Source organism: Amycolatopsis orientalis DSM 40040 = KCTC 9412 (assembly GCF_000478275.1).
Lineage (GTDB): Bacteria > Actinomycetota > Actinomycetes > Mycobacteriales > Pseudonocardiaceae > Amycolatopsis > Amycolatopsis orientalis.
Map to the genome: position 1 here is coordinate 1 of NZ_ASJB01000062.1, position 20,892 is coordinate 20,892.

The following is a 20,892-nucleotide window of genomic DNA, read 5'->3' on the forward strand; positions in this document are numbered from 1 at the left end:
CCTCCCCTACCCGCCCTCCCCGCCACCTCCCCTCCCCACCTCGCCAGAAAGGACCGCTCCGCCCGCACTCCTTCCTTGATCGCCGTCGCTCATCGAAAGGATCGCTACTGCTATGTCCTTGAAACGACGACTGGGCGTGCTCGTCACGTCGATGGTCACCGCTCTGACAGGCGTCGCGCTGCCGTTGCAGACCGCATCGGCGCACGAAGCGGCCACGGTGCTCGTGTTCTCCAAGACCGCGGGCTTCCGGCACGATGCGATCCCCGACGGGATCAAGGCGATCAAGGAACTGGGTGCGCAGAACCACTTCGGGGTGGAAGCCACCGAGGACGCGGCGGCCTTCACCGACGCGAACCTCAAGCGGTTCGCCGCGGTGGTCTGGCTTTCCACCACCGGTGACGTGCTGAACGCGGACCAGCAGGCCGCGTTCGAACGGTACGTGAAGGGAGGCGGCGGGTACGTGGGTGTACACGCCGCCTCCGACACCGAGTACGACTGGCCGTGGTACGGCGAACTGGTCGGGGCGTACTTCAAGTCCCATCCGCAGATCCAGCAGGCGAACGTCAAGATCGAAGACCACGATCATGTGTCCACTGTGGATCTTCCGGCGACCTGGCCGCGCACCGACGAGTGGTACAACTACCGCGAGAACCCGCGCAGCAACGTCCACGTGCTCGCGAGCCTGGACGAGAAGAGCTACCAGCCCGGCGACGGCGCGATGGGCGACCATCCGATCGCCTGGTGCCATGAGAACTCCGGCGGCCGCTCCTGGTACACCGGCGGCGGGCACACCAAGGCCTCCTACACCGAACCGGCCTTCCTCAAGCATCTGGCCGGTGGCATCAAGTACGCCACCAAACTGAGCGCGGCGGGCTGCGCCAAGACCCAGGAAGACCCGGTCGACGCGGACTTCGACCAGATCACCCTGGCCAAGGGCGAGGAGAAGACCGGCGAGCCGATCGCGCTCTCGGTGCTGCCCAACCGCGACGTCCTGCACACCTCGCGCGACGGCCGCGTCTGGTACACCAGCTCGTCGGCGACGACTTCCCTGGCCGGGCAGATTCCCGTCTACAACCACGACGAAGACGGCCTCCAGGGTGTCGCCATCGATCCGGACTTCGCCAGGAACCGCTGGGTCTACCTGTACTACGCGCCCAAGTTGAACACCCCTGCCGGTGACGCGCCGGAGAACGGCACCCCGGCCGACTTCGCCCCGTTCAAGGGCTACAACCAGCTCTCGCGGTTCAAGTTGGGCACCGACAACAAGCTTGACATCGCCAGCGAGCAGAAGATCCTGCAGGTCCCGGCCGAACGCGGTATCTGCTGCCACGCGGGCGGCGAGATCGACTTCGACGCGAAGGGCAACCTCTATCTGTCCACAGGGGACGATTCCAACCCGTTCTCCTCCGACGGGTACACCCCGATCGACGAACGCGCCGACCGCAACCCGGTCTACGACGCCCAGCGCACTTCGGCCAACACCAACGACCTGCGTGGCAAGGTGCTGCGGATCAAGGTCGGCGCGGGCGGCAAGTACACGATCCCCCAGGGCAACCTGTTCCCCAAGGGCACGGCCAAGACCAAGCCCGAGATCTACGCGATGGGGTTCCGCAACCCGTTCCGGTTCGCCGTCGACCGCAAGACCGGCTGGATCCACCTGGCCGATTACGGTCCCGACGCCGGTGCGGCCGACCCGAAACGCGGTCCGGGCGGTACGGTCGAGTTCAACCTGATCAAGAAGCCGGGTAACTTCGGCTGGCCGTACTGCATCGGCGACAACCAGCCGTTCATCGACTACGACTTCGCCACCAAGCAGTCCGGTGCCGCGTTCGACTGCGCCAAACCGAAGAACACCAGCCCGCGCAACACCGGGCTGACCGACCTGCCGCCGGTCGAGAAGGCGTGGATTCCCTACGACGGTGGTTCGGTGCCCGAGTTCGGCACCGGCCCCGAGTCGCCGATGGGCGGCCCGGTCTACCACTTCGACGCGAAGAACCCGTCGCCGACCAAGTTCCCGGAGTACTTCGACGGCAAGACGTTCGCCTACGAATGGGAACGGGGCTGGATCAAGGAGATCACCGTCGGGCCGAACGGTGAACGCGGCGCCATCAAGCCGTTCTTCGACTCGATGGACCTCGTCCGCCCGATGAACCTCGAATTCGGCCCGGACGGCGCGCTCTACGTCCTCGACTACGGCACCGGCTACTTCGGCGGCTCCAAGGAATCGGCCGTCTACCGCATCGACCACACGAAGGGCCGCCGGACGCCGATCGTCAAGGTTGCCGCGGACAAGACGTCCGGCCAGGCGCCGCTGACCGTCAAGTTCGACCCGGCGGGGACGAACGATCCCGACGGCGGCGCGCTCACCTACGCGTGGGACTTCGACGGCAACGGTACGACCGATTCCACCGAGGCCGCACCGGTTTCCCACACCTACTCAGCGAACGGCCAGTACACGGCGAAGCTCTCGGTCACCGATTCCACCGGGCTGACCGGCTCGGCGAGTGTGGTGGTCACCGTCGGCAACACCGCGCCGGTGGTCACGCTGAAGACCCCGGCCAACGGCAGCGTGTTCAGCTTCGGCGACATGGTGCCGTTCAAGGTCGAGGTGACCGACGCCGAGGACAACCCGATCGACTGCTCGAAGGTGACCGTCGAATACATCCTCGGCCACGAGGGCCACGGGCATCCGCTGAGCCGCGCAACCGGATGTGAGGGCACCATCGCCACCCCCGCCGACGAAGGTCATGGCGCGGACGCCAACGTGTTCGGTGTCATCAACGCCAGCTACACCGACAACGGCGGCAACGGCGTGCCGGCGCTCACCGGCGAGGCGGAGTCCATCCTGCAGCCGAAGCTGAAGCAGGCCGAGTTCTACAGCCAGTCCAGCGGGATCGAGGTCGTCGCGCACGCCGGGGCCAGTGGCGGCAAACGCGTGGGCCACATCGAATCCGGTGACTGGATCAAATTCGACCCGGTGAACCTCGTAGGCGTGAGCGGCATCGGCTACCGGGTCTCGTCCGGCGGCGCGGGCGGCACGATCGAGGTCCGCTCGGGCGCGGTGGACGGGCCGCTGGTCCAGACGGTCACCGTCGCCAATACCGGTGGCTGGGACACCTATGCCGACCTCCCGGCCACCGCCATCACAGACCCCGGTGGGACCGGCCCGTTGTTCCTGGTGTTCAAGGGCGGTTCCGGTGGCTTGTTCGATGTCGACGCGATCACTTTCGAGGAGTCCTGATGAGTCGTCCGATCACTCTGTTCACCGGCCAGTGGGCGGATCTCCCGTTCACCGAGGTGTGCAGGCTGGCCAGCGAATGGGGCTACGACGGCCTCGAAATCGCCTGTTCCGGCGACCACTTCGAGGTCGACCGCGCACTGTCCGAAGAGGACTATGTGCCCGGACGCCTGAAGCTGCTGGCCGACCACGGCCTCAAGGTGTGGGCCATTTCCAACCACCTCGTGGGCCAGGCCGTCTGCGACGACCCGATCGACGAACGCCACCAGGCCATCCTCCCCTCCCGGGTGTGGGGCGACGGTGAACCGGAAGGCGTCCGGCAGCGGGCGGCGAAGGAGATGGCCGACACCGCCCGCGCGGCGGCGAAACTCGGGGTGGACACGGTGATCGGCTTCACCGGTTCCAAGACCTGGAAGTACGTCGCGATGTTCCCGCCGGTCTCGCAGGCGGTCATCGACGACGGTTACCGGGATTTCGCGGACCGGTGGAACCCGATCCTCGACGTCTTCGACGAGGTGGGCGTGCGGTTCGCCCACGAGGTTCATCCGTCGGAGATCGCCTATGACTACTGGACCACGAAACGTGCGCTCGAAGCTGTCGGCGACCGTCCGGCATTCGGGCTGAATTGGGATCCTTCGCATTTCGTCTGGCAGGACCTCGACCCGGTCGGTTTCATCCTCGATTTCGCCGACCGGATCTACCACGTGGACTGCAAGGACACCAGGAAGCGGTTCGACGGGCGCAACGGCAGGCTCGGCTCGCATCTCCCCTGGGGAGACCCCCGACGCGGCTGGGACTTCGTTTCGACCGGACACGGCGACGTGCCGTGGGAGGACTGTTTCCGGGCACTGAATTCGATCGGCTACTCCGGTCCGATCTCGGTGGAGTGGGAGGACGCCGGGATGGACCGGCTCCGGGGCGCGGCGGAGGCCGTGACCTTTCTGCGGGGGCTCCTGTTCGACAAGCCGTCGGCGGCCTTCGACGCGGCTTTCAGCAACCAGAAGTGAGGGCGGTTTCATGTGCGGTGAAGAAGCTGAGCAGTTCCACTCTCGACGGGCGCTCCTCCGCGGCGCGGCGACGGCGGCGGTCGCGGTCGGCGCCGCGGTAGCCCTGCCGGGTCTTGCCAACGCCACCAACGCCACCACCTCCACCTCGGTCGAGGCGGAGCCCCAGGGACACGGCCACCACGGTCGGGGCCGGGTCCCGGTGGAGAAGATCAGCATCCAGCTCTACTCCCTGCGCACCGCGCTGCAGGCCGATCTGCCGGGAACCCTGTCCGCGCTGGCGGACATCGGCTACCGGAAGGTCGAACTCGCCGGGACCTACGGCCGCACGGCCGAGGAGTTCCGTGCGCTGCTGGACAAGAACCACATCAAGGCGACGTCGACGCACGTCGGCATCGACGGCGATCTCGACAGGACCATCGCGGACGCGAAGGTCCTCGGGAACATCCGCGCCAACGTGCCGTGGGCGAACTTCGACACCATCGACGGCTGGAAGCAGTTCGCGGGACGGCTCGACACGGCGGCGCGGAAATTCCGCCGGGCCGGTATTCCGCTCGGCTACCACAACCACGCGCACGAGTTCGCCCCCATCGGCGGAGTACGTCCCTACGACGTGCTCACCAGGAACACGAACCCGCGTTACGTGCACCTGGAGATCGACCTGTTCTGGGCGGTGGAAGGCGGGATGGACCCGGTTTCGCTGTACCGGCAGCACTGCCCGCGCGTGGTGCAGTACCACGTCAAGGACCGGACGGCGGACGGGAAGATGGTCGACCCCGGCAAGGGCGTCATCGACTTCCCGCGCATCTTCTCCCGCACCCGTCCCCATCTCGCCGAGTACATCGTCGAGCACGACAACCCCACGGATCCCCTGAGCACCGCCCAGACCGGATTCACCTATCTCCGTAACGTCCGCTTCTAGCTGGGGAATCCACAATGGACAAGAACAACCGCGGGCTGTCCCGCAGATCGATGCTCGCGGGCACCGCGGCCGGGGTCCTCGCCCCGGTCGTGGTGTCGGCGAGCGCCGGTTCGGCGCCGGCCGCCGCGGCCGGGATGACCCGCAACATCACCATCTACGCCGACTACGTTCCCGGTTCGACCCGGGTCGGCTACGGGCTCGAACCCGGTAAGCCGACGATCCCCGGGCCGCTCCTGGAGTGCTACGAGGGCGACACCCTGGTGATCGAACTGGTCAACAACACCGACCAGCGGCTCTCCATCCACCCGCACGGCGTCAACTACGACACCAAATCCGACGGCTCCCCGTTCAACGACTCCTTCAACAAGCCCTACGAGACCAAGACCTACACCTGGAAGACCAGGACCGCCTACCAGGCGGCCACCGGTTTCTGGATGCCGGGCAGCGCGGGGTACTGGCACTACCACGACCACGCGTTCGGCGGCGACCACGGCACGGTGGGCCTGATGAAGGGCCTCTACGGCGGCCTGATCGTGCGCAAACGCGGGGATCTGCTGCCCAGCAAGCAGTTCACCGTGGTGTTCACCGAAATGTGGATCAACCACCAGGTCGCCCCGAACACCCCGATCTTCGAGGCGAACCTCGGCGAACGCGTCGAGTTCATCTGCATCGGGCACGGCAACCTGATGCACACCTTCCACCTGCACGCGCACCGCTGGGCGGACACCCGCACCGGCATGCTCACCAGCGCGACCGACAACGCCCCGATCGTCGACAACAAGACCCTCGACCCCGGCAACTCCTTCGGGTTCCAGGTGATCGCCGGTGACGGCGTCGGGCCGGGCGCGTGGATGTACCACTGCCACGTCCAGCAGCACTCGGACGACGGCATGTCCGGGGTGTTCCTGGTCCGCAACGCCGACGGCGGGATGCCGGCGGGCGCCCAGGAGGCGATCGACCGCTTCAAGGGACACCAGCACAGCACCACGTCCACTCCGGACGCCACCGGCGCTTCGGCCCACCACCACTAGTCTTCGAAAGGAGCGAGAACTTGAGACGAATCTTTTCGCAACGTCGGCTCCGCAGACGGTCACTGGCCGCACTGGCTGTCGGCGCCGTCGTCACCTCCGGCCTTCCGCTGGCCATCGCACCGGTCGCCGCCGAAGCCGCGACGAACGTCCCGGTGAACGTCCTGGTCTTCCACGGAACCGCCGCGGACCAGAAGGACCCCGTCCTGCGCGCCACGGACGCGATCGCGAGCCTGGGCCAGGCGAACGGGATCTCCGTGTCGTCCTCTTCGGACCCGGCGGTGTTCACGCCGTCGAACCTCGCGAAGTACCGCGGTGTCGTTTTCCTGTCCGCACAGGGCATCACGCTCAACCGTGACCAGGAAACCTCGCTGCAGAACTACATGAAGGCGGGCGGTGGTTTCCTCGGGCTCTCCGACGCCGCGCGGGCCCAGGACGGGTCGCAGTGGTTCTCCGGGCTGATCGGGGCGCGCCCGGTGGGTGCGCGCCCGACGCCGGAAGCGGTCGCCTCGGTCACCGCGAGCGCGGAGAACCCGCCCAACGAGACCAAGGAAAAGCTGGCCGACAACAACGAGAACACCAAGTGGCTGGCCTTCGCGTCGACTGGCTGGGTCGCCTACAAGCTGGCCGCCCCGGTCGCCGTGAGCAGCTACGCGCTCGTCTCGGCGAACGACTTCGCCGGGCGTGACCCCAAGAACTGGACCCTGCAGGGCTCCAACGACGGGACCACGTGGACCGATCTGGACACCCGCACCAACGAGACGTTCCCCGACCGGTTCGTGAGCCGGACCTTCACCTTCACCAACACCACGGCCTACTCGAACTACCGGCTGAACATCACCGCCAACGCCGGTGACTCGATCATCCAGCTGGCCGACTTCAAGCTGTTCAAGGACAACTCGACCACCCCGCCGCCGCCCGAGCCCGACCCGGCACAGGCCACGGTCGACGTCCTCGACAAGGCGAACCCGGCCACCGCCGGCCTGCCGCAGAAGTGGGTCCGCACCGACCGGTGGCTCAACTGGGAGGTCAACCCGGTCGGCACCGTGCACACCGTCGCGCAGGTCGAGGAATCGACCTACAAGCCGGGTGTCGGCGCCAACGGCGCGTTCCACCCGATCTCGTGGTGCCGTGACTACGACGGCGGCCGCTCCTTCTACACCGGCATGGGCCGGACCGAGGCGAGCTACGGCGAAGCCCAGTTCCGCAGCCACATCCTCGGCGCGCTGAAGTGGACCACCGGCATGGTGCGCGGGGACTGCAAGGCGGGGATCGCGGCCAACTACAAGGTCGAACGCCTGACCGGGATCAACCAGACTGGCCAGCTGGACCAGATCGGCGAGCCGCACGGGCTCACCATCGCGCCGAACGGCCGGGTCTTCTACATCGGCCGCGCGGCCTGCGCCGGCAACGTCGTGCCCGCGCCGAACGACTGGACCAACCCCGAGATCGGCGCCGGTTGCGGCACGATCCACCAGTGGGACCCGGTCACCAAGAAGCCGAAGCTGCTCACCACGCTGAAGGTGATGGGCAACCGCGGCAGCGGCGACGAACTGGTCAAGAACGAGGAAGGCCTGCTCGGCCTCGTACTGGACCCGAAGTTCAGCGAGAACGGCTTCATGTACGCCTACTGGATGCCGCACGCGTCGGTCGACATCGACAAGCGGATCGGCAAGCGCACGGTCTCGCGGTTCACCTACGACCTGAAGAACCAGACGCTCGACCAGGCCACCCGCAAGGATCTGCTGTCGTGGGACGTCCAGGTCCACAGCTGCTGCCACGCCGGCGGCGGGATGGACTTCGACAAGGACGGGAACCTCTACATCGGTTCCGGTGACAGCAACTCGTCGCAGGGTTCCAACGGGTACTCCGGCAACAACTGGACCCAGGACTACAAGGGCGTCTCGTTCCAGGACGCGCGTCGCACCGCCGGGAACACCAACGACCTCAACGGCAAGATCCTGCGGATCCACCCGGAGCCGGACGGTACCTACACCAACCCGGCCGGGAACCTGTTCCCCGAGGCGAACGACCCCGGGAACAAGACCAGGCCCGAGATCTACGTGATGGGCGTGCGGAACATCTCGCGTCTGCAAGTCGACAAGAAGACCAACTGGCTGACCGCCGCGTGGGTCGGCCCGGACGCGACCTCGCCGAGTCCGGAACTCGGCCCGGCCAAGTACGAGACCGCCACGGTCATCACCGAGGCGGGCAACCACGGCTGGCCGTACTGCATGGGCAACAAGCAGCCCTACCGTGACCGCAGCAGCACCGACGCCGCGGTGCTCACCGGCTGGTACGACTGCGACAACCCGGTCAACACCTCGCCACGCAACACCGGCCTGGTGAACCTGCCGCCGATCAAGAAGAACATGATCTGGTACTCGCCGGACGGCGGCGGACCGGTGTTCCCCAACCGGCCGAACAGTTCCGTCCCGACGTACAACGCGGCCGAGGCCACCTACACGCAGCCCTACCTCAAGGGCGGCGGCCAGGCGGTCATGACCGGGCCGACGTACCACCGCGAACTGGTCAACACCAACAGCGGCGTCGCGTGGCCCGCGTACTGGAACGACAAGTGGTTCATCGGTGACCAGAGCAACGGGCAGAACCGGATCGCGGTCACCCTCGACCCGAACGGCGTCGCGAAGCAGGATCCGCCGGTGTTCGCCGAGACGGTGCGGCAGATCATCCCGACCGGTGGTGGCGACACCAAGCTGAACCAGTGGATGGACGCCAAGTTCGGGCCGGACGGCGCGCTGTACGTGCTCGACTACGGCGGCGGCTTCTTCACCCTGACCAACAACCAGAAGCTGCTGAAGATCAGCTACGTCGGCGGCGAGGCGACCCCGTCGGCCGCGGCGGCGTCGACCATGGTGCAGAACAAGCCGCTCACCGCGGCCTTCACCGGGTCGAAGTCCGGCGGCGTCTCCTACAAGTGGGAGTTCGGCGACGGCACGATCTCGACCCAGGCCGACCCGCTCCACACCTACCCGCGCACCGGGCTCTACACCGCCAAGCTGACCGTGACCTACGCGGACGGCGAGACGGTGACCACGCGGAACTCGGTGAGCGTCGGCTGTCTCGTGGCGGATTCCGGTGCCACGGTGACCATCGGCGACACCGACACCGGGGTGACCAACCGGAACGCGGGCGGTGGCTGCACGGTCGACGACCTGATCGACGACGAGAGCACGTGGACCTCCCACGCCGGTTTCGTCAACCACGTCACCCAGGCCGTGAACCGGCTGGGCGACCTCGGGGTGCTGAACGGCGCCGAGTCGGACAAGATCAACGCCGCGGCCGCCGCGTCGCCCATCGGCAACCCGGGCGTCACCGGCTACGACGCGATCTACGACGGCACGGCCGCGTCGTTCCGCAACTGGTCGCAGGCGCCGTCCGGGCAGTTCGCCATCCAGCCGGACGGGTCGCTGCGACCGTCGGGCGGGCTGGGGATGCTGTGGTACTCGGCGCGGCAGTTCGGCAACTTCTCGGTGAAGCTGCAGTTCAAGGACATCGCGCCGACCGGCAGCGCCAACAGCGGGGTGTTCGTCCGGTTCCCGGACCCGCGCACGCCGCTGGAGCAGCGTCCGCCGGGCAGCTGCGGCACGGTCGGTTCGGCGAGGACGTCGCAGGCCTGGGTCGCGATCTACTGTGGACACGAGGTCCAGCTGTACGACGGGGCCGCCGGTGAACCGCAGAAGACCGGGTCGATCTACAACTTCGACCCGCGGACGCTGGACCAGGCGGGCGTGAAGCCGAAGGGGACCTGGAACGAGTACGAGATCAAGGTCGTCGGGCAGAAGTACACGATCATCCGCAACGGCGTCGTGATCAACGAGTTCGAGAACGCGCCGGGGATTCAATCGTCGCGGGCGGGCGATCCGTCGACCGACTTCCGGCAGTTCGTCAGCGGGTTCATCGGTCTGCAGAACCACGGTGACAACGACCTGATGGAGTTCCGCAACATCCGGGTGCGGCAGCTGTAGCGCGAAAGCCGGCCGGGCGCGACCTCCCTCGCGCCCGGCCGGTCTCCCTTGTACGGAAGGTTTCCCTGCGATGTCCCCAAGAACCCTCGTCGTGGCCCTGGTGGCCGTGACGCTCGCACTGGTGGGCCTGGTGTTACCGGGCTCGTCCGCACCCGCCGTCGCCGCACCCGTCCAGACCCTGGAATGGACGGCGGGCGACAGCACCGACCACTATCTCAGCGCGCCGTCCACCGCGGTGGCGGGCGAGACCACGATCCTGTTCAAGAACACCGAAGCCCTCGGCTCGACGATGTCGCACACGCTGACGTTCGATACGTCGACGCCGGGCTACAACCACGACGTCAACCTCAACATCCTCGCCAACCCCTACGACGAGCAGAACGGCGAGCACCAGGCCACGGTGACGCTGACGCCGGGGAAGTACCGGTACTACTGCACGATCCAGGGGCACAGCAAAATGGTCGGTGAGTTCGTCGTCACCGACGGCGGCGGCTCCGACACCACCCCGCCGACGGTCACCGCGAACGTCACCGGCACCAAGGACACCGCCGGGAACTACGTCGGTTCCGCGACGGTGAACCTGGCCGCGTCGGACAGTCAGTCCGGTGTGGACAAGGTCGAGTACCAGCTCGACGGCGGCGCCTGGACCGCATACACCGCGCCCGTGGTGGTCTCCGCCGTGGGCTCGCACATGGTCCACTACCGCGCGTCGGACAAGGCGGGCAACGTGTCCCCGGAAGGGATGGCGTCGTTCAGCGTCGTCACCGGGCAGCCCGGCGACACGACACCGCCGACGGTGACGGCCGAGGTGACCGGGACCAAGGACGGTTCGGGCAACTACCTCGACACCGCCACCGTGAAGCTGACCGCCACCGACGCCGGCTCCGGCGTCGACAAGGTCGAGTACAAAGTGGACGAAGGCGCGTGGACCGCGTACAGCGCCCCGGTCGCGGTCACCGCGCCCGGAATGCACATGGTCTCCTATCGCGCGTCGGACAAGGCGGGCAACGTCTCGCCGGAGGGCATGGCGCACTTCACCGTGGTCAGCAGCGACACGACCGCACCGACGGTGACGTCCGAAGTGAGCGGGACCAAGGACACCGCGGGCAACTACGTCGGCAAGGCGACCGTGACCCTCACAGCCACCGACGCCGGGTCCGGGGTCGGCAAGGTCGAGTACAAACTCGACGGTGCCGCCTGGATGACGTACTCGGCGCCGCTCGCGCTGACCGTGGTCGGCGCGCATACGGTGAACTTCCGGGCGACGGACAAGGCGGGCAACGTCTCGCCCGAAGGCACGGCGACGTTCACCATCGTCGAAGGCGGCGACAGCACCGCACCGGTGGTTTCCGTGGTGGTGAGCGGTGATCTGGACGGAAGCTGGTCCTACATCGAGGACGCGACCATCAACCTGACCGCGACCGACACCGGGTCCGGCGTCGACAAGATCGAGTACAAACTCGACGGTGGGGCTTGGACGGTGTACACCGCGCCGGTCAAGGTGACCGCGCTCGGCACGCACACGCTGACCTACCGCGCGTCGGACAAGGCGGGCAACGTCTCGGCGGAACAGGGCGGCGCGTTCACCATCGTCGCCGCGCCGCCTGGCCCGGACGCGTGTCCGGACTCCGACGTCCGGGACACGGTGATCCTCGGCTCGGCGGACAGCCAGGTCGAGAACCGCGACACCGGCAACGGCTGCACGATCAACGACGTGCTCGACGACGAGTCGGACTACTCGTCGAACGACCAGTTCGTGGGCTATGTCCGGGCGGTGACGCAGGAACTGCTCGACCGCGAGGTCATCTCGCCCGACGAGCGGGACCTGATCGTGACGGCGGCGATCGAGTCCGGCATCGGCGGCTCGACGGCCGAGCCCGAGCCGCAGAAGCGGCCGGAGACGAAGAACCCCGGTATGAAGAAGGTCGTCAAGACCCCCATCCGGGACGTCTAGACCGGTCGTGAGTGGTAAGTGCCGTTAGAACGACACTTACCACTCACGACCACCTCGGCCCACGCCTCGCGCGTCCTGGAGGGGCTGAAGGGCGCTTTCACCGCATCTCATGCGGGGAAAGCGCCCTTCACCGCATCTGATGCGGTGAAGGGCCCCTTCAGCCCCGCCGTCGGTTCAGCCCTCGTGAGTGGTAAGTGCCGTTAGAACGACACTTACCACTCACGAGGTCTTGTTACCTTTTTCGCGCCGTGGTCGTCATGTCCATGACGGATCAGGCGCGAGAAAGGTAACGACATGACCGGCGAAGCCCTGGCCAGCGCGTTCGAGGAGCAGCGCGGCCGTCTGGTGGCGGTGGCCCAGCGGATGCTCGGCTCCCGCGCGGACGCCGAGGACGCCGTCCAGGAGGCATGGCTGCGGCTGGCCCGTCAGGACGCCGAGACGATCGACAACCTCTCCGGCTGGCTGACCACCGTCGTCGGCCGGGTCTGCATCGACGTCCTCCGCTCCCGCAAGACCCGCCCCGAGGACTCGTACGACGAGCCGCCCGAGCTGCTGGTACTCGAGGACACACCCGAAGAGGACGCGATGCTCGCCGACTCGGTCGGGGTGGCGCTCGTCGTGGTGCTCGACACCCTCGGCCCGGCCGAGCGGCTCGCGTTCGTGCTGCACGACCTGTTCGCGGTCCCGTTCGCCGAGGTCGGCGAGATCCTCGGCAAATCGGCGGACGCGGCCAAGATGCTCGCCAGCCGCGCCCGCCGGAAGGTGCAGGGACGGCGTCCGGCCGACGAGCCGCGGCAACGCGCCGTCGTCGACGCGTTCCTCGCGGCCGCGCGCGAAGGCGACTTCGAGGGCCTGCTGGAGATGCTCGACCCCGACGTGACCTGGCGTTCGCAGACCCGGCACGGGGAGGTCGTGCGCCTGGGCGCGGCCGAGGTCGCCACGCGGGTCCAGCGCGGGGCGCGCTCCGCCGTCAACACCCGTGCCGCACTGGTCAACGGAAAGCCCGGCGTCGTGTCGTGGAGCCGGACAGGCAAGGTGCTGGGCGTGATGAGCTGCACGATCGTCGACGGCCGCATCGTCGGCATCGACTCCGTTAGTGATCCACGTCGCCTCGCGGCCATGGGTGTTACCTCTCTGGAGGCCCCCTCGTCGAAGTAAGTGAACACCGACGAGAAGGAGAAAATCCCATGCAGGCAAGGCTGGAAGTCTTCAAGACCGCTCTCGCGCCGAAGCTCGTGAAGCACCTCGTGGCGGCGGGAAGGACCCTCGAAGGCAGCGAACTCCCCGCCACGACAAGGGAACTGGTGAACATCCGGGCCAGCCAGATCAACGGCTGCGCCGGCTGCCTCGACATGCACACCAAGGACGCCGCGGCGGCGGGGGAGACCACCGTCCGGTTGAACCTGGTCGCGTGCTGGCGGGAGGCGACGGTCTTCACCGAGGCCGAACGCGCCGCGCTGGAACTCACCGAGGCGGGCTGCCGCATCGCCGACAGCGCCGGTGTCAGCGACGAGGTGTGGGAGGCCGCCGCCAAGCACTACGACGACGAACAGCTCCTGGCCCTGACGATGCAGATCGCGCTCATCAACGCCTTCAACCGGCTGAACGTCATCACCCGGCAGCCGGCGGGCGACTACACGCCGGGCCAGTTCGCGGCGCACTGATGGACACCGCGCTGTGGATCGTCGCCGGACTGCTGTCCGTCATGTATCTCGTGTCCGGCGTCGGGAAACTGTTCCTGGCAAGGGAAACGGTCGCCGGAGTGGCCTCCGGTGCGAGCTGGGTGCTGGATTTCGGCCCCGGCACGGTGAAATTCATCGGGCTGGTCGAGGTCCTGGGCGCGGTCGGCCTGATCCTTCCGGCCTTGCTCGACATCGCACCGGAACTGGTGCCGCTGGCGGCCCTCGGGCTGGCGCTGGTCATGGCGGGGGCGCTCGTCCTGCGACTGCGCCGCCGCGAGCCGCTGCTGGCGCTGGTGGACCTCGGTTACCTCGCGTTGTGCGCGTTCGTCGCCCTCGGGCGCGCCTGAACCGCGTGATGGCCCCCTTTCTTGCGCCTAGCGCAAGAAAGGGGGCCATCATGTACTGACTAAATCGTTCAGGCGCACATTAATCGGACAATCAGAGTCTTCGCGGATCCTTTGTGGACAGTGGGAGAGCCTCGGGCGCTCCCATTCGAAGTTCCTGGCATTGGGCTTCAGTGTCTCCAGGGAGCCGTGCTCTCACCCCATATGGTCACATGTCGTGACTGGTGGCGCGTGAGGGTTCCCGCGAGTGAGGGGTGTGTGGAAATAGGGACGTTCAACGTCCCTATTTCCACACACCCCTCGCGTCAGTCGCCGTTACGGCACCACTCTCGGCTCACCTGAGCGGCGCCTATGCGACTTGGCCCCCTTCCCTCGACTCAACCGAGGGAAGGGGGCCTTCACGCGCGATCAGCTCAGGAGCGCTGTTTCGCCCGTCCGAGGAGGCGACGGCGGCCGGCGCCGTTGGTGCGTTCCTCGTGGAGTTCCTTCAGCGACAGCATCATCGCGTCCTCCTGCTTCATCAGCGGGTCGTTGCGCAGGTCCTTCCAGACCGACACGCACAGCCCGACCATCACGAACACGAACGGCACCGCGATCAGGATGGTCAGATTCTGCAGGCCGGTCAGCGCCTTGTCCCCGCCGACCAGCAGCATCACCGCCGCGACGGCGCCCATCAGCACACCCCAGAAAATGACGACGTTCTTCTTGGGATGCACGCTTCCGCGCTGGGACAAGGTGCCCATCACCACCGACGCCGCGTCCGCACCGGAGACGAAGAAGATGGACACCAGGATCATCACCAGGATCGCGATCGGAATGAACCACGGCAGTGTTTCGAGCAGCTCGAACGTCGCCGACTGGGCACTGCCCGCGCCCGCGATGTCCGTACCGGCCCGCTGCCTGCTGATCGCCGCGCCGCCGAAGATCGCGAACCAGATCAGGCTCACGATGCTCGGGATCGCGATGACACCGAAGATGAACTGGCGGATGGTGCGGCCGCGGGAGATCCGCGCGATGAACATGCCGACGAAGGGCGTCCACGAGATCCACCACGCCCAATAGAAGACCGTCCAGCCGCCGAGCCAGGTCTGCATCTCGTCGCCGCCGGTCATCCCGGTACGGCCGGACATCTCCGCCAGTTCACGGAAGTAGTCGCCGATCGCGCCCGGCACGATGTTGAGGATCAGCACGGTCGGCCCGACCACCAGCACGAACACCGCGAGTACCGCGGCGAGCACCATGTTGATGTTGGACAGCCACTGGATTCCCTTGGCCACCCCGGAAACCGCCGAGGCGATGAACGCGATGGTGAGGATCGCGATGATCGCGACCAGCAGGCCCTTGCCGGGGTTGTCGATCCAGCCGACGGCGCCCATCCCGCCACCGACCTGCAGCGCGCCAAGGCCGAGGGAGGCGGCCGAACCGAACAGCGTGGCGAAGATCGCCATGATGTCGATCGCCTTGCCCAGCGGGCCTTCGGTGCGCCGCTTGCCGATCAGCGGCGCGAACACCGAGCTGATCAGCTGGGTGCGGCCCTTGCGGAAGGTGCTGTAGGCGATCGCGAGGCCGACGACGGCGTAGATCGCCCACGGGTGCACGGTCCAGTGGAACAGCGTCGTCGCCATCGCGGTGTGGACGGCTTCGTCGGAATTCGGCGCCGCGGTGCCCGGGGGCGGGCTCGCGAGGTGGGAGACCGGTTCGTACACACCGAAGAACATCAGGCCGATGCCCATCCCGGCGCTGAACATCATCGCGATCCACGACGACGTCCGGAATTCGGGAAGTTCCTTGTCCCCGCCCAGCGGGATCCGGCCGTAGCGGCTTATGGCCAGACAGACCGCGAAGAGCACGAAACCGCTCGCGGTGAGGACGAAAGCCCAGCCGCCGTAAGGGATGACGGCGTCGTTGAGCAGGGTCGACGCGACACTCGCGAGGCTACCCGGCGAGAGGACGCCCCAGACGATGATCGCGAGCGCGAGGGCCGCCGCCACGCCGAAAACGGTGCGGTCGGTTTCGGCGGGGCGTTCGGCTGCGAGGTCGAGGGGGACGTGCTCATCGGGTGAGTGCCCCGGACCTGTCGTATCCGGTGCGTGTGCGAGGTCTGTCGCGGTCTCCGCGACGGCCTCTTCTTCCGCTTGCTTACCGTCCTGCGAACTCATGTTCAGCCACGCGCCGATGACGGCGCGTTCTCCTTCCGCCCGAGTTAACCCGTTTGCACCACTGCACCCTAACCAGAAAACTGGTAACCGGCAGAAAATGCGGGCGAAGAGGTTTAAACCGGTGAAGGTGGGCGTGACCTCGGCGAACGCGGGTCTCGCCACCCGTCCGGGCGGGGAACGTGTCGCTCGTGACACCGTTGTCAGGAGATCGGGCCGAGTTTCTCGCAGAGAGCCCTGGTGAACCGCGGTTCCTTGGCGAGGATTTCGTCGCAGCCCGCGGATTCGACGTTCATCACCGGCTGCCAGCCCTCGGGTGCCCAGCGGTAGAGCACTCGGATCGAGGGGCTCCGATGGAAATTGACGCGGTCGACGACGAGCCACTCCTGGTCACAGGCGCGAGTGTCCGTGTCGATGGCCTCGCCGTAGGTCTGCGCGACCCGGACCGGAGCGCAGTGGTCGGCGGGTGGGTCGCAGCCCAGCGCGCCGCAGTGACCCCAGGTGCCGTCGGGCAGTTTGTGCCAGGCCGCCGTGGTCTGGCTGTTGAGTACCACGGTCCGGTTCGCGATCGGGGAGGTGGCGGTGAGCCTGATCTCCGTCGGTGCCGTCGATCGGCAATCGGCGCCGGTCAGCCCGCTGATGACGGTGCCGGCGTAGATGATGCCGTTCTCTTCGGTCAGGCCTTCGATCCGCGGGTCGCGGGCACAGTCCGGCGAGCCTTCCGGTATCCGCACCTGGATCAACAGGGTGCGGTCGTCGGCCCCTTCGCGGAGGCCGGTGGCTTCGACGGTCCGAGTCCTCCAAGGGGATTCCACCGCGGCCGCGGCCGAAGTGGCCGCCGACGCCATAGGCGCTGTCGTCGGCGCCGGGGTGGTGTCCACATAGGGAATGTCGGCCGCCAGCACGGCGGCGAAGAGCACTCCGCCGCCGGCCAGAACGGCCGCACTCCACAGGACAGGACGAAGAAAACGCCGTCTACCGGCCATGCAAACCCCCCAGGTTCCGAGGGGAGCTTAAACCGTGGCACCTCCTCGCCAGAAGGGCTGACCGAGCGGGTCGCCGCCGGCGACGTCCGGCCGTCCCTGCCGCACGTGGTTGTGGTGCAGGAGGTAGGTGACGAGGGCGATGAGGGAGAGGGTGACGATGATTGCGGTCATGGCAGTAAGTTTGCGCCGCTCGACATCCTGCCAAAAGTGGCAGTTCTGTCGTTGTGCGTCAAAATCCTGCCAGCTATGCTTCGGTCATGCTGAAGAGCGTCGCCGTGGTGCTGATCGATGACTTCGCCGCCTTCGAGTTCGGCGTCGTCTGCGAGGTGTTCGGCTACGACCGCACCGATGACGGAGTGCCACTGCTCGACTTCCGCGTGTGCGGGGAGCGGGCGGGAGAGCCGCTGAACCTCGGACACGGGGTCACGATGACCCCGCCACTCGGTCTCGAAGCCACCGAGGACGTGGACCTCGTCGTCGTCCCCGCCTGTGACGTGCGTGACGAGTACCCGCCCGCGGTGCTCGAAGCGCTCCGCGCGGCTTCGGCGCGGGGAGCCACGCTGCTTTCGGTCTGTACCGGCGTGTTCGTGCTGGGGGCCGCGGGGCTGCTCGACGGCAGGCGGTGCACGAACCACTGGCGGCAGAGCGCCGCGTTCCGGGCGCGGTTCCCGCAGGCGCAGCTCGACCCGGACGTCCTCTTCGTCGACGACGGCGACATCATCACCAGCGCGGGAACGGCCGCGGGCATCGACGCCTGCCTGCACCTGATCCGGCGTGAACTGGGCACCGCCGCGGCCACCGCGATCGCCCGGCGCATGGTGGTCCCGCCGCAGCGCGAGGGCGGACAGCGCCAGTTCGTCGAGGTGCCGATCCCGGAATGCACCAGCGACAGCCTCCAGCCGGTGCTCACCTGGATGCTCGACACCATCGACCGGGAACATCCCGTCGCCGATCTGGCGCGCCATGCCCGGATGTCCGAGCGCACCTTCGCCCGCAAGTTCGTCGCCGAGACGGGGACCACGCCGCATCGGTGGCTTTCGATGCAGCGGGTGCTGCACGCGAGGTCGCTGCTGGAGGCGACGACGATGGGCATCGACGAGATCGCGCGCCGCTGCGGATTCGGCTCGGGTGCCTTGCTGCGCCACCATTTCCACAAGGTCGTCGGTGTTTCCCCGCAGGACTACCGCCGCACCTTCGCGCCGCAGCGCGTCTGATCCACCGCCCGCCGTCCACAAAGGACCTCGTGAGTGGTAATGACGGTTCTAACCATCATTACCACTCACGAGGCCCACCCGTGACTTGGGTCAGTCCTTCGGTGCTTTGTTGAAGAGGCCCAGGGACTGGGCCAAGACCGCGCCGCCGACCATCGCGGCGATCGGCAGGGTCTTGATCCAGAAGGCGCCCGCGTCGAGCGAGACCAGCAGCGCGATCAACCCGCCCGCCAGGGCGAGCAGCACCAGCATCCCCAGCGCGACGCGGGGCTTCGAGACCATGAGTCCTCCAAAGGGATCGGAGGAGCCAGCCTGGCCGCGATCTCGATGCTCGGCGAGGTCATTTTTGCCGGTCGCTCACCGGCAGCGCGAACTTCCGTCGACCGAGGTCCAGATCGGGTGCGGGGCGATCTTGGCGACGTTGAGTTTCACGCACTTCCCCTTGCTCTTGGCCACCTTGGCGGTCACGACGACGACCGCGAACCCCGCCGCGCACGCGCCGTTGCCGGGGGTGGGGATCACGCCGCACAGGCCCACCGCGGCGAGGCCGTCCTTGGCGATGGTGTTCGTCGCCTTCTTGCTGAAGACGTAGCTGCAGGTGGCGATCCCGCAGTCGAAGTCCCCGGTCACCGCCGTCTCCGCGGCGTTCGCCGGTGCCGCCGAGGCCAGTACGGTGGCGCCCACGACGAGGGCGGAAAGCAGTCCGAGCTTCCTGGTGGTGTTCATCTCGACCGTCCTTTGTAGTCACTTACTGGGACGGGATCGACGTTAGAGAGGGCCGCTGGGCAGCCGCTAAGGATCTTGGACGCGGCGGTGTAGCGCGTCCCTCGGTCAGGTGACCGGTCCGGCTCGTGAGTGGTAATGACGGTTCTAACCGTCATTACCACTCACGAGGCCGGGCACCTACGGAATCCGCAGCTCGTTCGACAGGGCCACGTCCAGGGAGAGGTCCAGCTGCCGGTCCAGGAAGCCGAAGACCGTCTCGATCATCCCCGCGACGACGTCGCGCTGGTCCGGGGTGACCGGCTCCCCGAGGAACTCCGGAGCGGCCACGGCGGAACGGCCGGACAGGTAGTCGAGCCGAAGCTCACCGGCGGCCTCGACCTCCGAGGCCAGGACCGCGGTCCCCGCGAGAAAGACGTCCGTCGCGGTCGAAAGGACCTTGGTCAGCCACAGCCGCGACATCGGATCGGGATGCCCGGTGGCCAGTTGCGTCAGCACGACCCGGTGGTGCCGGTGCACGTCCATCGTCCGGCTCAGGTAGTAGAACTCCAGGGTGTCGCCGGCGTCCCAGCCGAGGAGTTCGTCCAGGTCGAGCGCCTTCCAGTCACGGAGGAACCCGTCGGCGCGGGCGGTCAGCCCGGCGACCCAGTCGTTCACGGCGTGCTCCAGGCCCGTCGACGGCGCCGCGTACCGGAAGGCGTTGCGCCCGACGTCCGCGTAGCCCATGACGTCCATCGCCCACAGTGGCAGAAACCGTTGCAGCGCCTTGATCGCGGGCACCCGGTCGCCGCGGTGACGGATCCACGTGTAGAACGGATGCGTGGCGTGCCGGGCCTGGCGCTCCCGCAGCAGTTCCGCCAGGGACTCCTGCGTGGGATGCACGGCACTCCGGCCGGCCGGGACGGAAACGGCGTGGACGGCGGGTTCGGGCGCGCGAGGGCGCGGCGGAATCCCGGTGACGACGTGTTTCAGCACATAGCCGTGGATCGCGTCAAGGATCTCGCTGAACACCCCGATCATGACGTCGGCCAGTTCACGCGCCCGTTCGCGGTGCGCGTCGTCCAGCACGACGGACTCGAAGACGCCCTCGGCGCCCTCGCCTTCGGCCTCGATGTGGTGGGCGCCGAAGTACAGCATCGTCAGTCCGGTGCGCTCCGCGAGCTGCCCGGCGACCGCGGAGATGTGCTTGAAGAACAGCTCCCGCGCGCACAGTTCGCCGACCTCGGCGTGCGCGAACCGCAGGAGCGGGTCGCCCCCGTCGGCCGCGGCGATCGAGAGGAAGTACAGGCATTTGTCGCGGATGACCTCGTTGACCTCGGCCTGGAACAGCCACCACAGGGTGTCGGAGGCGTCCCAGCCCAGACGGCGATCCAGCCCCAGCCGCCGCCAGTCCTCCAGGAACAGTCGCGAATGGGTCTGATCCTCGAAGGTGTGGATGTTGATGCCGCGTTCGAGGTCGTTCGCCGCGTTCGGGTAGCGCAGCACCCATTTGTTGACGTCGCGGAACCCCATCGCGACCGTGGCGACCGTCGGCAGGATCATCAGCCGCTCCTTGAGCGGCGTCTCGTCCGAGGCCAGCCAGCCGAACAGCGGATGGTCGTCGAGCGCGGCGACCTTCTCCTCGACGTAGTTCAGGATGTCCTTCACGTCGCGCT

Annotated in this window: 16 protein-coding genes; 10 read left to right on the forward strand and 6 right to left on the reverse strand. The window is 67.4% G+C overall.

Annotation, left to right across the window (positions count from 1 at the left end):
- Window positions 1–151: 151 nt before the first annotated feature.
- The 9 genes from L324_RS20575 to L324_RS20615 all read left to right on the forward strand — a co-directional run bounded on the left by L324_RS20575 (window position 152) and on the right by L324_RS20615 (window position 14,164).
- The gene (locus tag L324_RS20575; RefSeq protein WP_037311262.1) at window positions 152–3,241 is read left to right on the forward strand and encodes a ThuA domain-containing protein; all 3,090 of its coding nucleotides are present in this window, start codon (window positions 152–154) and stop codon (window positions 3,239–3,241) included.
- A complete protein-coding gene (locus L324_RS20580; RefSeq protein WP_037310878.1) occupies window positions 3,241–4,245 on the forward strand; it encodes a sugar phosphate isomerase/epimerase family protein in 1,005 nt (334 codons plus the stop codon). Before L324_RS20575 ends, L324_RS20580 begins: the two co-directional genes overlap by 1 nt.
- Window positions 4,246–4,255: 10 nt before the next feature.
- Window positions 4,256–5,164 (forward strand): sugar phosphate isomerase/epimerase family protein, encoded by a 909-nt coding sequence (locus L324_RS20585; protein WP_037310881.1) that lies wholly within the window; start codon window positions 4,256–4,258, stop codon window positions 5,162–5,164.
- 14 nt (window positions 5,165–5,178) lie between these two features.
- Window positions 5,179–6,195, forward strand: coding sequence for a multicopper oxidase domain-containing protein (locus L324_RS20590; protein WP_037310885.1), 1,017 nt, complete (start codon window positions 5,179–5,181; stop codon window positions 6,193–6,195).
- 20 nt (window positions 6,196–6,215) lie between these two features.
- Window positions 6,216–10,181 (forward strand): ThuA domain-containing protein, encoded by a 3,966-nt coding sequence (locus L324_RS20595; RefSeq protein WP_037310888.1) that lies wholly within the window; start codon window positions 6,216–6,218, stop codon window positions 10,179–10,181.
- 70 nt (window positions 10,182–10,251) lie between these two features.
- On the forward strand, window positions 10,252–12,135 hold the full coding sequence (locus L324_RS20600; RefSeq protein ID WP_037310891.1) for an OmpL47-type beta-barrel domain-containing protein: 1,884 nt from the start codon (window positions 10,252–10,254) through the stop codon (window positions 12,133–12,135).
- A 294-nt stretch (window positions 12,136–12,429) separates the two neighbouring features.
- On the forward strand, window positions 12,430–13,293 hold the full coding sequence (locus tag L324_RS20605) for a sigma-70 family RNA polymerase sigma factor (protein ID WP_037310894.1): 864 nt from the start codon (window positions 12,430–12,432) through the stop codon (window positions 13,291–13,293).
- 29 nt (window positions 13,294–13,322) lie between these two features.
- A complete protein-coding gene (locus L324_RS20610; protein WP_037310896.1) occupies window positions 13,323–13,799 on the forward strand; it encodes a carboxymuconolactone decarboxylase family protein in 477 nt (158 codons plus the stop codon).
- Window positions 13,799–14,164, forward strand: a complete 366-nt coding sequence (locus L324_RS20615; protein ID WP_037310898.1) for a DoxX family protein — start codon at window positions 13,799–13,801, stop codon at window positions 14,162–14,164. Before L324_RS20610 ends, L324_RS20615 begins: the two co-directional genes overlap by 1 nt.
- A 410-nt stretch (window positions 14,165–14,574) precedes the next feature.
- Here the strand turns inward: L324_RS20615 and L324_RS20620 are convergent, their stop codons facing one another.
- The 3 genes from L324_RS20620 to L324_RS43110 form a co-directional block, all read right to left on the reverse strand.
- Window positions 14,575–16,320: a BCCT family transporter gene (locus L324_RS20620; protein ID WP_037310900.1), complete on the reverse strand. Its 1,746-nt coding sequence runs from the start codon at window positions 16,318–16,320 to the stop codon at window positions 14,575–14,577.
- A 200-nt stretch (window positions 16,321–16,520) separates the two neighbouring features.
- Window positions 16,521–17,303, reverse strand: coding sequence for a hypothetical protein (locus L324_RS20625; protein ID WP_152546935.1), 783 nt, complete (start codon window positions 17,301–17,303; stop codon window positions 16,521–16,523).
- A gap of 27 nt (window positions 17,304–17,330) precedes the next feature.
- Window positions 17,331–17,474 carry a hypothetical protein gene (locus tag L324_RS43110; RefSeq protein WP_162835872.1) on the reverse strand — a complete coding sequence of 48 codons (144 nt, stop codon included), beginning with the start codon at window positions 17,472–17,474 and terminating at the stop codon, window positions 17,331–17,333.
- Between the two features lie 86 nt (window positions 17,475–17,560).
- Between L324_RS43110 and L324_RS20630 the strand changes: the two genes are divergently transcribed.
- Window positions 17,561–18,517, forward strand: a complete 957-nt coding sequence (locus tag L324_RS20630) for a GlxA family transcriptional regulator (RefSeq protein ID WP_037310903.1) — start codon at window positions 17,561–17,563, stop codon at window positions 18,515–18,517.
- 90 nt (window positions 18,518–18,607) lie between these two features.
- On the opposite strand, the gene L324_RS20635 is transcribed toward L324_RS20630, so the two are convergent.
- The 3 genes from L324_RS20635 to L324_RS40995 all read right to left on the reverse strand — a co-directional run bounded on the left by L324_RS20635 (window position 18,608) and on the right by L324_RS40995 (window position 20,884).
- Entirely contained in the window at window positions 18,608–18,796 is a 189-nt protein-coding gene (locus tag L324_RS20635) for a hypothetical protein (protein WP_037310906.1), read from the reverse strand.
- A gap of 75 nt (window positions 18,797–18,871) precedes the next feature.
- Complete coding sequence (locus L324_RS20640; protein WP_037310908.1) at window positions 18,872–19,240, reverse strand: hypothetical protein; 369 nt, start codon at window positions 19,238–19,240, stop codon at window positions 18,872–18,874.
- A 177-nt stretch (window positions 19,241–19,417) separates the two neighbouring features.
- The gene (locus L324_RS40995; RefSeq protein WP_051174001.1) at window positions 19,418–20,884 is read right to left on the reverse strand and encodes a hypothetical protein; all 1,467 of its coding nucleotides are present in this window, start codon (window positions 20,882–20,884) and stop codon (window positions 19,418–19,420) included.
- Between the last annotated feature and the right edge of the window lie 8 nt (window positions 20,885–20,892).

Bases quoted from the DNA above. Each gene is read 5' to 3' on its own strand.
- L324_RS20575 (WP_037311262.1), top strand. From the start codon at position 152: ATGGTCACCGCTCTGACAGGCGTCGCGCTGCCGTTGCAGACCGCATCG.
- L324_RS20580 (WP_037310878.1), top strand. From the start codon at position 3,241: ATGAGTCGTCCGATCACTCTGTTCACCGGCCAGTGGGCGGATCTCCCG.
- L324_RS20585 (WP_037310881.1), top strand. From the start codon at position 4,256: ATGTGCGGTGAAGAAGCTGAGCAGTTCCACTCTCGACGGGCGCTCCTC.
- L324_RS20590 (WP_037310885.1), top strand. From the start codon at position 5,179: ATGGACAAGAACAACCGCGGGCTGTCCCGCAGATCGATGCTCGCGGGC.
- L324_RS20600 (WP_037310891.1), top strand. From the start codon at position 10,252: ATGTCCCCAAGAACCCTCGTCGTGGCCCTGGTGGCCGTGACGCTCGCA.
- L324_RS20605 (WP_037310894.1), top strand. From the start codon at position 12,430: ATGACCGGCGAAGCCCTGGCCAGCGCGTTCGAGGAGCAGCGCGGCCGT.
- L324_RS20610 (WP_037310896.1), top strand. From the start codon at position 13,323: ATGCAGGCAAGGCTGGAAGTCTTCAAGACCGCTCTCGCGCCGAAGCTC.
- L324_RS20615 (WP_037310898.1), top strand. From the start codon at position 13,799: ATGGACACCGCGCTGTGGATCGTCGCCGGACTGCTGTCCGTCATGTAT.
- L324_RS20620 (WP_037310900.1), bottom strand. From the start codon at position 16,320: ATGAGTTCGCAGGACGGTAAGCAAGCGGAAGAAGAGGCCGTCGCGGAG.
- L324_RS20625 (WP_152546935.1), bottom strand. From the start codon at position 17,303: ATGGCCGGTAGACGGCGTTTTCTTCGTCCTGTCCTGTGGAGTGCGGCC.
- L324_RS43110 (WP_162835872.1), bottom strand. From the start codon at position 17,474: ATGACCGCAATCATCGTCACCCTCTCCCTCATCGCCCTCGTCACCTAC.
- L324_RS20630 (WP_037310903.1), top strand. From the start codon at position 17,561: ATGCTGAAGAGCGTCGCCGTGGTGCTGATCGATGACTTCGCCGCCTTC.
- L324_RS20635 (WP_037310906.1), bottom strand. From the start codon at position 18,796: ATGGTCTCGAAGCCCCGCGTCGCGCTGGGGATGCTGGTGCTGCTCGCC.
- L324_RS20640 (WP_037310908.1), bottom strand. From the start codon at position 19,240: ATGAACACCACCAGGAAGCTCGGACTGCTTTCCGCCCTCGTCGTGGGC.